This window comes from Escherichia sp. 20412-1, assembly GCF_003027595.1.
Lineage (GTDB): Bacteria > Pseudomonadota > Gammaproteobacteria > Enterobacterales > Enterobacteriaceae > Escherichia > Escherichia marmotae.
In genome coordinates this window covers 1-13,983 of the sequence record NZ_PYQM01000063.1, presented here as the reverse complement: position 1 = coordinate 13,983, position 13,983 = coordinate 1, and the positions used below count along the sequence as shown (strand labels likewise).

Sequence of the window (13,983 nt, the reverse complement as noted above, 5' to 3'; positions counted from 1 at the left end):
GCGACATCATTGGTCAGGTTGGTGATGTTGGTGGTGTTGGTGGCAACGTTATCGTTTGTCGTTTTCAGTTGCGAGCCGTTGACGGCATCGGTACTGGTGTCTGACAGGTCACCGGCCATGACGTTGGTGATTTTGTTGGTGGTGCTGGTGCCGTGTTTGGCGCTGAATGCCGTACCATTCCACTGCAGGGCATCATCTTCCAGGCCCGTGATTGTGGTATTGATATCCGCGACATCATTGGTCAGGTTGGTGATGTTGGTGGTGTTGGTGGCAACGTTATCGTTTGTCGTTTTCAGTTGCGCGCCGTTGACGGCATCGGTACTGGTGTCTGACAGGTCACCGGCCATGACGTTGGTGATTTTGTTGGTGGTGCTGGTGCCGTGTTTGGCACTGAACGCCGTACCATTCCACTGCAGGGAATCATCTTCCAGACCCGTGATTGTGGTATTGATATCTGCGACATCATTGGTCAGGTTGGTGATATTGGTGGTGTTGGTGGCAACGTTATCGTTTGTCGTTTTCAGTTGCGAGCCGTTGACGGCATCGGTGCTGGTATCTGACAGGCTACCGGCCATGACGTTGGTGATTTTGCTGGTGGTGTTGGTGCCATGTTTGGCGCTGAACGCAGTACCATTCCACTGCAGTGCATCATCTTCCAGGCCTGTGATTGTGGTGTTGATATCCGCGACATCATTGGTCAGGTTAGTGATGTTGGTGGTGTTGGTGGCAACGTTATCGTTTGTCGTTTTCAGTTGCGAGCCGTTGACGGCATCGGTACTGGTGTCTGACAGGCTACCGGCCATGACGTTGGTGATTTTGTTGGTGGTGCTGGTGCCGTGTTTGGCACTGAATGCAGTGCCATCCCATAGCAGAGAATCGTCCTTCAGATCTGTCACCGCCGTATTGGTGGTGTTGATTGTCGAATTCACTGCATCAAGAGCATCACCTACATTGTTGTAGGTCCCTGAGGAAATAGTATAGGTTGGCGCATTAACGGTTCCGTCAGCAGCATTCACGCTGGCATTGCCGCCTAACCGGTTTGCTACCGATTGGCTAAGCGCAAAAATCTGCGAGCCATTGACGGCATCGGTACTTGTTTTGTTGATGATGCCTTTATCAACAAATACAATTTTTCGCTGGTCCGTATTGTTACCGACAGAGATAACATTGTCTTCCGCTGCGAGAGCACCCGCACCAAGCGCGACGGAATTATTTCCTGATGTTCTGGCTCCATTACCAAGAGCGGCGCTATCGTTTCCGCTCACAAAGCTGTCCTGCCCCAGTGCGACAGCCCCTGTTCCGTTTGACTGGCTGTTATAGCCCATAGCGACAGAACCGGCTTTGGTCGCCTCACTTGCTTGGCCTATCGCGAGTGAATGCAAGCCATTGGCTTCGCTGTCTTTGCCTATCGCGGTGGCATAATCACCGTTAGCATGAGCGCTATTCCCCAACGCAAGGGAATACTCTTTGGTTGCTTGAGCCGCACTTCCGATTGCAATAGCCCGGCTGCCAGTAGCTACAGTTGCTTGCCCCAACGCTACCGATCTTTCTCCAGACGCATTGCTACTGAAGCCTAATGAGGTTCCCCCCACGCCAGAGAACGCACTTTGCCCTATTGCAACACTTGATGTATTGGATCCTCCACTTGGCCCTGTTTGTGCTGATGTTGCGATGGCTCCAAAACCAATGGCAATCCAGCCATTACTAAGTGGAGTAGCTTCAGCAGATTTACCGCCATCAAGAGCGACTTCTGCATGTGCTCCAGACGACAACAACCCACCGACAACTAACGCAGAAATTAACAGCTTACTGCGCCCGCTCTTCTTCCCACGGCTTTTTGCCGTTTCGCTGGCAACGCTATAACTGCCCGTCGCCGGGTTCCAGATAACTTTAAATATTTTGTTCATTATTGATGCTCTCTATTCCTTGATATAAGCGCAGAAGCCGCATTTATTTTTTGCTTTTTCTCTGTCGGGATTCCGCAGAGTGAAGGTCGTCGAACTGAAGGTTTGCCATATTGATGGCGAGTTTCAGGTATTTCAGATTATTGGGAGATACGCCTTTCAGCGTCAGATTAATGTCTTGCCATTGACCTGGTAATAATTTCAGCGAGGAGTTCATTGAGGTACTGAAAAGTAATTGCTGCCATTTTGTTAAGTCTTTAGGATCGGCAGGTTTTTCATTGCCCCATGTAGCATGAAAGCCAATATTTGATACGGGAACGCTTAATAGGTTAACCAGCGAAATACGAATAACGCTGCCATTTTCAACCGCATCGACAGACAGTACCCGACCTGCTAAACCGACAGAGCCGTTATTTAAAATGAAGTATTGGGTTTGTGCTGGGTTAAATTCAGTGAAGATAAATTCGTCCTGTTTGTCTTTGACTGCCTTTACGATGCTGGCAAGAGTTTTGGTACTGCTTATGATGCTATTTTGTTGTTTTTCAATAATTTCAATTTTATTTTTATATTGTTCTTGCTGCTTTTTTAGAGTGTCTATTTGACCTTGTTGTAACGCTTGCTGTTTGGTGAACTCATCAATTGCGTTTACTTTTTCAGTATTGTCACACCCTGTTAATGCGCAGAGTGACGATATTGTTAACACTCTTAGTACTGCTTTCTTCATGTTCATAGGATGAATTCCTTTTCATAATCCTGATGCTTTGATAACTACGTTGTAGTTATTTTTTGTATGAATAATTTAATATTTCATATTCACAATAAAAATTTATGAGAGAGTTTTCGAATTAATGGGTGCTGAGAGTGTGTTATTAAATGTCAAACTATTTTAGTTTGTAGATACTAATAACCTAATCTCGCGAATTTTAATGACCGGTGTCAATTCATGTCAAATGTTTAACGGAGTTAAGGTGAGGAGGGTAAGAAGTTAATATTTGTATGGTAAATGTTTTGTGACGATAAACGTGACACTGGCTGGAAAACATAAATAATTAATCATTGGAATGTAAATAATCATACTTATTATTTATATATAGCTCTTTTATTACGCAGCATATTTTCAGAATTTGACTTGTGATGTTCATGCAGACAGTCGGACAAAATTGAACATGCAATGCTAAGAATGTTAATAATTTTTAGTATTTGAAAGGGGCTCCTGCATGTGCCAGCAGGAGCGAGTAAATCGTGAGAGGCTGTGATTACAGCGACCAGAAAGGAACTTAAAACGCGATCTTTGAGAACCCTGTCATCTCTTGCAGGCCCATTTCACGGCCCAGCTCGGTCATTGGGTGCACTACCACCAGCCCACGAACACTCTTCTTCAGTTTGCCCATGTCCGCTTGCTCTTTTTTAGTAATCGCACGCTGGAAAGGCATTTTCATCAGCTTTTGTGCTTCTTTGCTGAGTTTTTGGCTGTGAACGTCACGCAGACGAGCAATTTCAGCTTCCAGCATGGCTTTCTCTTTTTCCAGTTCGGCATATTTGTCTGCGGCTTCAACCAGCGACAGGTCGGCCTGTTGGTGACGGATGGCGTCCAGGCGATCGCTAAGACGTTTAATTTCGTTTTTTTCGACTTCTTTCATGTGATGGCTTCTGATAAAGATAAATTTATAGTCCTAGTATGCGTGACGGGGTGCTTTGTTCACAACCGATGGTATTGTAATAGTTTTGCTGGGTAACCAATTTTGCGTTCAGAAAAGAATGTAATTTATTGATTAATAAAAAGTAATAAGCAAGCAAGGACAAACGTTGTAGATTTCGCACGTTTTCCTTAATGCCATTTTTACCGGGATCTAAACTAAAATTGGCGGCCGCGCATTCCCGGCGCGGGGTAATTCGGAGATATTATGATGGGCAAAATAGGTGAAAACGTTCCGCTTTTTATCGATAAAGCCGTAGATTTCATGGCATCTAGCCAGGCGTTCCGGGAGTATCTGAATAAACTTCCCCCTCGTAACGCGATCCCGTCCGATATACCTGAGGAAAGCGTGCCGTTATATCTCCAACGCCTGGAATATTATCGTCGGCTTTATCGACCGAAGCAGGTAGAGGGGCAGCAGTAAGCGAGCATTGCTTACTTTTGAAAGGCTTTTTTTAAGCTGATTTTGGAAATCAGCTCTGTCAGTGAAAGGACCATTGTTGATCGCACAGCTTGTTGATAGCGTTGAACTTGCATCGCGTACAAACTGGAGTCTGCTGGTTCAAACTGTGGCGGCGGTGGTAGCGCCGCCACGCAATGCAGTTCGCCAAATGGCCCAAGAATTTCATCATCGGTAAACGCGTACTCGTTGCCGTCGTGGTTCAGCTCTTCCCGCAGTGCCATCAACAGTTCCGCATCTTCGTATTCATGGCGACTGATTACGCCAAGCCCATAAATCAGCTTTAAGCGCACGGACAGATCGCCCAGCGGGCCATTGCCGTCGAGTAACGGTTCTACAGCATACTTCACCGCGTAATCGTCTTTGCGGAATACCTGAAGCACCAGAAGATTCACCGCCTCGGTCAGGAGATCGACGGCGGTAATCAGAAAGCTTCGCACGGTTTTGCCAGCATTCAGACGCTCAAGCACACGGTTTTCAAAGGCCTGGGTTTGTTCCATTGTTGCCTGCATATCTGACAATCTGTTATTCGGGCGCAGGGACCCCTGCGCCTGGTCCACCATTATTGCATTGCGTTATAAGCGGTTACCGCTTCTGTGACAACCTCGCTGTTGGCATCAAGCCCGGAAATCTGTGCCAGCGCAGCCTGCGGCCCTTTGTCGGCAATCAGCGCAGCCAGTTCCTGAGCCTGTGGATCTTCTTCACTGCGGAAGTGCATGGCGGCAGCAATACCCTGAATCAGGTTTTTGTGCGGTAAACCGTACTCCAGCGTACCCAGCAGCGGTTTTACCAGACGATCTCCGGCGCTCAGTTTACGCAGCGGCTGACGGCCTACACGCTCCACATCATCTTTCAGATACGGGTTTTCAAAACGGCCGAGGATTTTCTGGATATACGCAGCATGTTTATCAGCATCAAAACCGTAGCGCTTGATTAGCACCGCGCCGCTTTCTTCCATCGCACCTTTTACCACCGCACGGATTTTCTCATCGAGAATTGCGTCACGAATGGTCTGATGACCCGCCAGTTTTCCGAGGTACGCGGTTATAGCATGGCCCGTATTCAGGGTGAAGAGTTTACGCTCAACAAATGCCATCAGGTTGTCGGTTAGCTCCATACCTGGGATGTTTGGCAGCGCGCCTTTGAATTGAGTTTTATCGACAATCCATTCGCTGAAGGTTTCTACCGTCACTTCCAGCGGATCGTTGGTTGCAGAAGCAGAAGGTGGCACGATGCGGTCAACGGCGGAATCGACAAAGCCAACGTGTTCTTCAACCCACGCTTTTGCTTCTTCCGGCAGGGCATTCATTACATGGCCTTTCAACTGAGTGGTGCCGCGAACCATGTTTTCACACGCGATGATGTTCAGTGGGGATGCATTACCTTGTTCTTTGCGTTTCACCAGCCCTTTAGCAATCGCCGGAGCAATTCGTTCCAGCACGACCGGGCCAACGGCGGTAGTGACTAAATCGACCTGAGCGATTAAATCCACCACGTCATCACCAATACTGCTGACGGCATCAACGCCGGAAACGGTATCGACCTGCTCGGTTTCACCGACCACATGAACCTGGTAGCTATGACGGGCATTCAGGGCATCAAGTACCACCTGATTGACATCGGCAAATGTCAGTTGAATACCCGCATCAGCCAGCAGTTTACCGATAAAGCCACGACCGATGTTACCTGCGCCAAAATGTAATGCTTTCATAGTATTAACCTTCATCAATGTTTTTACCCGAGAGGGCTGGGGTGAGGCATTTCCCTCACCCAAACCCTCTCCATGAGGAGAGGGGCCGAGATATTGCCGGATGCGGCGTAAACGCTTTATCCGGCCTACAAGAACGAGCAAATTCAATAAATTGCACTTTGTTTTGTAGGCCTGATAAGCGTAGCGCATCAGGCAATTAGCCCCACCTTCTCCATGTGGAGAGGGTGGGAATGGGTTACTTACGACCAGCCAACAGTTCCAGCACTTCATCCACGCTGGTGGTGTGTGCCAGACGCTCAATGACGGACTCATCATCCAGCGCGTTGGTCAGGCTGGTGATAACCTGAATGTGCTCGTTGTTACGGGCAGCAATACCAATCACCAGACGGGCAATGTCATCTTCTTCTTCACCGAAGCGCACGCCTTCCGGGTACTGACAGAACACGACGCCAGTTTTCAGCACGCGATCTTTCGCTTCAACCGTACCGTGCGGCACGGCGATAGACTCACCCAGATAGGTCGGGGTCAGTTTTTCACGATCCAGCATTGCCTGTACGTATTCCGGCTCAACGTAACCGCCTTTCACCAGTTGTTCGCCAGCAAAGCGAATAGCTTCTTCTTTAGTTGCCGCTTTACGACCGAGGAAGATGTTCTCCGCGCCCAGTTTGAACAGGTTGGCGTTAGAATCGTCAAAGCTGTCTTTCAGGCTGTCTTTCACTTTCTCTTCGTTTTCAGTATGGCGCTGGGCAGCAACCAGACGTTCGGTCAGGCTGGTGTACAGGCCACTGTCGAGGAAGTTAGTCAGCGAAATATGCTGAGCCTGCGGAACCTGACGCATAGCGCGCTCGGTCAGATCACGGTGAGTGATGACGAGATCCACATCTGGCGGCAGGTTATTGATCGCGCTGTTAGTGACGGAAATCTGTGACAGACCGGCATCCTGAATTTTCTTACGCAGCACACCTGCGCCCATTGCACTGGAACCCATACCAGCGTCACAGGCAACGATGATTTTACGCACGTGGCTCAGGTCGTTAGTCACATCACCAGCAGACAGCGGAGACGCGCCTTTAGCCTCAGCTTTCATGTCCTGCATACGGCGAGTTGCCGCTTCAATATCGTCTTCCTCTTTCACTTTGCTGGTTTTCAGCAGAATGGCAGAGACAACGAAGGAAACCGCCATTGCCGCACATACACCCGCGATGTTAGCGAAGTAAGCACCTTTTGGCGTCATCGCCAGTACCGCGAGGATAGAACCCGGAGATGCCGGAGAAACCAGACCACCGCCCAGAATAGTCAGCGTAAACACGCCAGTCATACCGCCGAGGATAACGGCGAGGATCAGACGCGGATTCATCAGCACATACGGGAAGTAGATTTCGTGGATACCGCCCAGGAAGTGGATGATTGCCGCACCGCCCGCAGACTGTTTAGCGCTACCACGACCAAAGAACATGTACGCCAGCAGAACGCCCATACCCGGACCCGGGTTTGCTTCAATCAGGAAGAAGATGGATTTGCCCATCTCATGGGACTGCTGAATACCCAGCGGCGAGAAGATACCGTGGTTAATGGCGTTGTTAAGGAACAGGATTTTCGCCGGTTCAACAAAGATAGACGCCAGCGGCAGCATGTCATGGACAACCATGAAGTTAACGCCCGCAGCCAGCATTTTAGACAGGGCTTCAACCAGCGGACCAATCCCCATGAATGCCAGAATCGCGAGGATCATCCCCATGATACCGGCAGAGAAGTTGTTCACCAGCATCTCAAAACCGGATTTGATCTTACCATCTACCCAGCGGTCGAAATGCTTAATGCACCAGCCGCCCAGCGGGCCTGCAATCATAGAACCGAGGAACATCGGCATATCTGCGCCGACGATAACGCCCATGGTGGTGATAGCACCGACCACGCCGCCACGTTCACCACCTACCAACTTACCACCGGTATAACCGATCAGCAGCGGCAGGAGATAAGTGATCATCGGCCCGACCAGCTTCGCCAGCGTTTCGTTCGGTAACCACCCTGTTGGAATAAATAACGCGGTGATGATACCCCACGCGATAAACGCGCCGATATTTGGCATCACCATGTTGCTGAGGAAACGACCAAAGCTTTGCACTTTGATCTTAATATCGGATGACATAAAAACACCCCTTCTTATGTTTGCTGTCGCGCAGGCTGGAAGCCCGAGGTTTTTTGTTAATGTGGCGGCAGAGGTAGCCGGACCTTGTAGATACTGCGAAATCTGGCACTGAATCGGTTAACTGTCCAGTCGACGGTCTTTTGTGTGATATCAATCACATAAATATAGGGGGTAGAGAGGTAATTGACGTGATATTCATCACAAAATACTTGTGTAAAAAAACAACAAGGCGGTGATTTTCGCTAAAAATGGCATTTAAATGTGAGGTTTGTCACGTTTTTTCTTTGATAGTTTGTTGAATCTTTGTGATCTAAATCACAAGATATTTTCTTAAGTCGTTCACCCGATGTGATCTACGGCATGTTCTGGCTCTGCCTTAAGGCCGCTATGTCACTGAGTAACTCATCACCGCTTAAAATTATTCTTCGGTGTGATGGCGAGAATCGCAAACCCGGATTATTGTCAAATAATCAGCCCGACGCCCATCTGGCTGCCAGCCCATAACAACTCTGATAAGCGTGAATCCGAGGCAGCTATGTTTCTAAACTATTTCGCGTTGGGAGTGCTGATTTTCGTCTTTCTGGTGATCTTTTATGGAATCATCGCGATACATGACATCCCCTATTTGATTGCCAAAAAACGCAACCATCCTCATGCCGACGCCATTCATACCGCAGGGTGGGTCAGCTTATTTACGCTCCACATTATCTGGCCGTTCCTGTGGATCTGGGCCACGCTTTACCAACCGGAGCGCGGCTGGGGGATGCAGTCGCATATTACACCGCAAGAGAAAACGCCTGACCCAGAAATTGCCGCGCTTTCTGATCGCATCTCCCGGCTGGAGCAGCAACTCGCTGCTGAGAAAAAACCTGACTACTCCACGTTTCCGGAGATCTAATCATGGATCTGTTGATTGTCTTAACTTACGTGGCGCTGGCGTGGGCGATATTTAAAATCTTCCGTATTCCGGTGAATCAGTGGACGCTGGCGACGGCGGCGCTCGGTGGCGTGTTTCTGGTGAGTGGTTTGATTTTATTGATGAACTATAACCATCCCTACACCTTTATGGCGCAAAAGGCGGTGATTGCCATCCCCATCACGCCCCAGGTCACAGGGATTGTTACTGAAGTCACGGACAAAAATAATCAGCTTATTCAAAAGGGCGAGGTGCTTTTTAAGCTCGACCCGGTGCGTTATCAGGCGCGGGTAGACCGACTTCAGGCCGACCTGATGACGGCGACACATAATATTAAGACGCTGCAAGCGCAGCTCACTGAAGCGCAGGCTAACACCACTCAGGTTTCAGCGGAGCGCGACCGGCTGTTTAAAAATTATCAACGTTACCTGAAAGGTAGCCAGGCGGCGGTGAATCCGTTTTCGGAACGTGACATCGACGACGCGCGGCAAAATTTTCTCGCCCAGGATGCGCTGGTGAAAGGTTCCGTGGCGGAGCAGGCGCAGATCCAGAGCCAACTCGACAGCATGGTCAACGGCGAGCAGTCGCAGATTGTCAGCTTAAGGGCGCAACTTACCGAAGCGAAATATAACCTTGAGCAGACCATTATTCGTGCACCGAGCAATGGCTATGTTACTCAGGTGCTAATCCGTCCAGGCACTTACGCGGCAGCTTTGCCGCTGCGTCCGGTGATGGTCTTTATCCCTGAGCAAAAACGGCAAATTGTCGCCCAGTTCCGGCAAAACTCGCTGTTGCGTCTGAAACCCGGCGATGATGCGGAAGTGGTATTTAACGCGCTGCCGGGGCAGGTATTCCACGGCAAACTGACCAGTATCTTGCCGGTGGTGCCTGGAGGTTCGTACCAGGCGCAGGGGGTACTGCAATCATTAACGGTCGTGCCTGGAACTGACGGTGTGCTGGGAACCATCGAACTGGACCCTAACGCTGATATTGATGCTTTACCTGATGGTATCTACGCCCAGGTGGCGGTTTACTCCGACCATTTCAGCCATGTTTCAGTGATGCGTAAGGTGCTGCTGAGAATGACCAGTTGGATGCATTATCTTTATTTGGATCATTGAATGTTGGGTATTGAGTCGCATAAATGTGGTTGAGAGCTAAAAAAGTTGCAAATACAGGACATGAGTATTCGCTGTTCGGCCTGCGAAACTCGTGTCCTTTTTGTCTAGTCCACTGAGCATATAAACGCTCCCCTGATACCAGAAAGTGGACATTTAATTTTTTCTTTTTACCTTGAGAGAAAACTGTTTCGGTGTAATACCAAAGTAACTTTTGAAGTTTCGAATGAAATAAGATGTGCTTGTATATCCAACATCATACGAAATTCTATTGATATGCTTTTCAGTGGATGTAATCATCTTCGCCGCATGCTGCATTCTGATATCTAACACCAACGCATTAAAGTTATTGTTTTCTCTTTCAAGTTTTTTCCGAATTGAAACTTCTGACATATGCAGGATATCTTTCAGATCGCTCAGTTTCCAGCCTCTTGATAAATCTTCTTCAATAATTTTTTTAATTTTCTCAGTAAAAGTTATATCTATCGATACAGATAAGGAATACGCAAGAGGTTCAATTTCCTGAATCCTTGAAAGCAAATAAGCAATCTTATAAACTTGCCTGTATGGTGGTAAGTCATCACTCATAAGGCGTCTAAAAATCTCTTTATCTGTTTCTTCCAGTTTATAAAAAAATATTCTTTTTCTTACCTGGCTGACTAAACGTTGGCCTGACAAAACCGGCTCCATGACCTTACAGATACTACTTAATATATTGCTATCGATCGTATAAATATCATAGGGTACACCACTTCCAAGCACTTTTAATGTTGCATCAATGACAAGGTTCTTTTCTATATAACACAAAGAGCCGGGAGAGATATCAATAACATCCCCATCTGTTGCCTTAATCACTAATTGTGCATTTCTGATAAAAATCAATGCACTATTGTAAAAGCGTATTTTTTTCAATACCAAGGTGTGGTTATTATCAAAATTCCTATTGACAGGGAGGTCAAACTTGGTACAAGCAACTCGACTATTCATAAAGCCACCTCATGCTTTGTATATATATAATTTAATGAGTTTTTAAGCTGTGTAAACTCGAAATTTCAACGTGTGGGGGAAAACAGTAAAAAAATAAATATTAATTAAAAACAAGGTGTTGTTTTGTTTTTAGTAAACTTGATTATAATAATATTATTATTATCATAATGAAATTATGCGCGATTAACGAATTTATGTTGGTTACCTACACGTTGGTTGAAAAATTTCTTTAATGATGCTGTTAACTTTCTGGTGGTTTCTATCCCTAGTTTTGATTTAATGCGATTGAATCTATAGTAAATTTTATCAGTTGAAAGACACGTTATTTTGGCAATTTCCTTTACTCTCTTTTGGTGGAAAAAATATAAAAAAAAGATCTCTCTCTCAATGTTGTTAAATGAGTTGATTGATTCAATAATAGATGTGTTGCTTTCATAAACGCAAACTGTTCCATTATGCAATTTGATATCTTTAATACAAATACATTTTATTGAACTTTCAGCAAATAAAAGACTATAAATATAATAACTGACATCATCGCAAACTAAATATTTTTTAGATGCAATGTCTTTATGTGTTAATGTGTCAATACCATTAAATTCAACGCATTTGATTTTTTTATTAGTGTTTGATATTAATTCCATCCCGTAATTAAAGAAATTATTATCGCTTGCAAGTATAAAGACTAGTCCCATAAATAACCTGAAATATCGCGTTTTATGATTATGAGGAAACTATAAAATAAACTTTTTTTAATATCCATGTAAAAAATAACAAGATTTGATAAAAAAACGCAATAAATAAATCAAATAAGTTTTAATTTGACAGCAAATACAAAAAATTCTGATGTGCTGCGCCTATCTAGCCTACGTAGTGAATCGCAATTTTCTGAATTTGCATGAACCTTCTGATCAGATAAGTATGACCATGCTGTATTCTGCAAAATATAAGATGCACTTTACCAATCTAAATAGTTGTGATGAATGTTATTTTTCATGTGGTAAATTTAGAGTATGGAAAACATTTACATATAGATATCGTGTAACAACAGCCTTTCATATACATGCTGCTATGTAAAATTCAGTATTTAAATAAATACGAACAATTTTCTTAGTCATACTAACAGTCTGGGGCTGTATGGACGAGGTTATGCAGAGGCGGGCTGATACTACCTACGTAAGTGGGCATTGTCTTAAACTAAGGTGCTGCTTGGTTTTCAAATTATTCCGACTGAGGCTATCACACTCGATATGATAAACACTGTAACCTGCATTATACTTCGGTAGGTAAAGAAGTTCTCCGTGGGATACATACTGCTTTCAGAGAATGAAATGAGTTCTTCACACAGGCAGTATCGTAGCGACAGCCTTTGATTTTACCCAGCAATAGTAGGCAGGAAGCTAAGTGAGTAAACTTTCACTCAGAGGTGACTCACATGACAAAAACAGTATCAACCAGCAAAAAGCCTCGTAAACAGCATTCACCTAAATTTTACAGTGGAGCTCTGAAGCTTGCGGAACGCATTGGTGTTGCTGCCGCAGCTCGTGAGCTGGAGACATCCACCGAGATTGCACCTCTCAAACACCAACTGGTAGAACGGGATGGATAGCTGGCTATCCTCCAAAAGGCCGCGATATAGTTCGCGAATCGCCTGAAATGAAGTGTGTCTTTATTGAAAAATATCAGGCTGAGTTCAGCATCAACGAAATGTGCCACGCACTCCGGGTGGCTAGCAGCGGCTGGTATACGTTGTATCAGCGGCGTACAAGGATAAGTTTACGTCAGCAGTTCAGTCTGCGTTTCGACAGCGTTATTCATGAGGCTTTTACTAGGTCAAAATAACGTTATGGTGCTCCACACCTGACTGATAAACTGCACGCTCAGGGTTACCACTTCAACGTAAAAACCGTGGCAGCAAGCCTGCGCCGTCAGGGGCTGATGGCACCTCCCGGAAGTTCAGCCCGGTCAGTTACCGCGCACACGGCCTGCCTGTGTCGGAAAATCTGATGGGGCTGGATTTTTTACTCCAGTGGCTCGAACCAGAAGTGGGCGAGAGATATCACTTAATTACGCACAGATGAAGGCTGGCTGTATATGGCAGAGGTAATTAATCTGTGGTCACGTACGGTTATTGGCTGGTCGATGTAGCCGCGCATAATGGCGCAACAGACCTGAGATGCCCTACAGATGGCGTTATGGCGGTGTAAAAAACCCCGGAACGTTATCGTTCACACGAGCCGTGGAGGTCTGTGCTGTTTAGTAGATTATCAGGCGATGCTGAAGCGGCATAATCTACGTGGCAGTATGAGCGCAAAAGGCTGATGCTACCGCCTGCGTGGAAGGCTTCTTTCATCCGCTGAAAGTGGAATGTCTCCACGGTGAACATTTTATCTGTAGGGAAATAATGTTGGAAATTGTGTTTAATTATATCGAGTGCGATTACATTCGCTGGCGATGGCACAGTTGGTGTGGCGGTCTCAGTCCGGAAAAATTTGAAAATCAGAACCTCGCTTAGGCTTGTGCCCATATTACGTGGGTAGGAGCATCTTCTGTGTCGCCGGCCATCATCTCATAACTGAGGTGAAAATATATTTTTTCTTCCATCCTATACGCTACGTATGGTTATATGTCATTAGTGGTTAAATCATATGATCTGCATTTTTTCTGCAGGGCAGATCTGCAAATAATTACCCAGAAGCATAAAAGCATAAAGATAAATACAAAAATAAGATATAAATAAGAATCTGTTGGTATGTCGAGAATAGAGATTATTAAGAAAAATACAACAAAATGGTATGGTTAGAGAAAAAAATCAATTTTTATCCTAAATTGTATGGGTTTGTGTAAAAATGTGGTGCAGGGTGACTTTGTTAAAGGCGTTGACAAAATAGATTCTTATTTTATTAAATAATAAACATGGATTTGCCCCTATATTTCCAGACATCTGTTATCACTTAACCCATTACAGGCCCGCTGCCGCAGATATTCCCGTGGCGAGCGATAACCCAACGCACTATGCGGATGCCATTCGTTATAATGCTC

General features: G+C 45.9%; 12 protein-coding genes and 1 pseudogene. 5 read left to right on the top strand and 8 right to left on the bottom strand.

Annotated elements, in window-relative coordinates:
- Together C7B16_RS22730 and C7B16_RS25490 are read right to left on the bottom strand one after the other, a co-directional pair.
- A partial coding sequence (locus C7B16_RS22730) for an ESPR-type extended signal peptide-containing protein (protein WP_258182606.1) occupies nt 1-1,907 on the bottom strand: 1,907 nt, incomplete at its 3' end.
- Nucleotides 1,908-1,950: 43 nt separating this feature from the next.
- Complete coding sequence (locus C7B16_RS25490; RefSeq protein WP_372339981.1) at nt 1,951-2,598, bottom strand: hypothetical protein; 648 nt, start codon at nt 2,596-2,598, stop codon at nt 1,951-1,953.
- Here C7B16_RS25490 and C7B16_RS25875 point away from each other — a divergent pair.
- Nucleotides 2,580-2,636 (top strand): lipoprotein, encoded by a 57-nt coding sequence (locus tag C7B16_RS25875; protein ID WP_225996959.1) that lies wholly within the window; start codon nt 2,580-2,582, stop codon nt 2,634-2,636. The two genes, C7B16_RS25490 and C7B16_RS25875, sit on opposite strands and share 19 nt — an antisense overlap.
- A gap of 545 nt (nt 2,637-3,181) precedes the next feature.
- Here C7B16_RS25875 and C7B16_RS22720 read toward each other — a convergent pair.
- On the bottom strand, nt 3,182-3,544 hold the full coding sequence (locus C7B16_RS22720; RefSeq protein ID WP_107180186.1) for a YibL family ribosome-associated protein: 363 nt from the start codon (nt 3,542-3,544) through the stop codon (nt 3,182-3,184).
- A 267-nt stretch (nt 3,545-3,811) separates the two neighbouring features.
- On the opposite strand from C7B16_RS22720, the gene yibT reads away from it, so the two are divergent.
- Nucleotides 3,812-4,024, top strand: a complete 213-nt coding sequence (yibT, locus tag C7B16_RS22715) for a protein YibT (protein WP_010376448.1) — start codon at nt 3,812-3,814, stop codon at nt 4,022-4,024.
- 11 nt (nt 4,025-4,035) lie between these two features.
- Here yibT and mtlR read toward each other — a convergent pair whose 3' ends face one another.
- The 3 genes from mtlR to mtlA form a co-directional block, all read right to left on the bottom strand.
- Nucleotides 4,036-4,623: a mannitol operon repressor MtlR gene (gene mtlR / locus C7B16_RS22710; RefSeq protein ID WP_000228285.1), complete on the bottom strand. Its 588-nt coding sequence runs from the start codon at nt 4,621-4,623 to the stop codon at nt 4,036-4,038.
- Nucleotides 4,623-5,771 carry a mannitol-1-phosphate 5-dehydrogenase gene (gene mtlD, locus C7B16_RS22705; protein WP_000645402.1) on the bottom strand — a complete coding sequence of 383 codons (1,149 nt, stop codon included), beginning with the start codon at nt 5,769-5,771 and terminating at the stop codon, nt 4,623-4,625. Before mtlD ends, mtlR begins: the two co-directional genes overlap by 1 nt.
- Nucleotides 5,772-6,006: 235 nt before the next feature.
- Nucleotides 6,007-7,920: a PTS mannitol transporter subunit IICBA gene (mtlA, locus tag C7B16_RS22695; protein ID WP_000093278.1), complete on the bottom strand. Its 1,914-nt coding sequence runs from the start codon at nt 7,918-7,920 to the stop codon at nt 6,007-6,009.
- 535 nt (nt 7,921-8,455) lie between these two features.
- Here mtlA and C7B16_RS22690 point away from each other — a divergent pair.
- Nucleotides 8,456-8,818 (top strand): DUF3302 domain-containing protein, encoded by a 363-nt coding sequence (locus tag C7B16_RS22690; protein ID WP_001517475.1) that lies wholly within the window; start codon nt 8,456-8,458, stop codon nt 8,816-8,818.
- 2 nt (nt 8,819-8,820) lie between these two features.
- Entirely contained in the window at nt 8,821-9,957 is a 1,137-nt protein-coding gene (locus tag C7B16_RS22685; protein ID WP_001517476.1) for an HlyD family secretion protein, read from the top strand.
- Between the two features lie 153 nt (nt 9,958-10,110).
- On the opposite strand, the gene C7B16_RS22680 is transcribed toward C7B16_RS22685, so the two are convergent.
- Together C7B16_RS22680 and C7B16_RS22675 are read right to left on the bottom strand one after the other, a co-directional pair.
- The gene (locus C7B16_RS22680) at nt 10,111-10,941 is read right to left on the bottom strand and encodes a helix-turn-helix domain-containing protein (RefSeq protein ID WP_107180185.1); all 831 of its coding nucleotides are present in this window, start codon (nt 10,939-10,941) and stop codon (nt 10,111-10,113) included.
- A gap of 173 nt (nt 10,942-11,114) precedes the next feature.
- The gene (locus C7B16_RS22675; protein ID WP_107180184.1) at nt 11,115-11,636 is read right to left on the bottom strand and encodes a sigma-70 family RNA polymerase sigma factor; all 522 of its coding nucleotides are present in this window, start codon (nt 11,634-11,636) and stop codon (nt 11,115-11,117) included.
- A gap of 740 nt (nt 11,637-12,376) precedes the next feature.
- On the opposite strand from C7B16_RS22675, the pseudogene C7B16_RS22670 reads away from it, so the two are divergent.
- Nucleotides 12,377-13,456 (top strand): annotated as a pseudogene (locus C7B16_RS22670) (IS3 family transposase).
- Nucleotides 13,457-13,983: the final 527 nt, after the last annotated feature.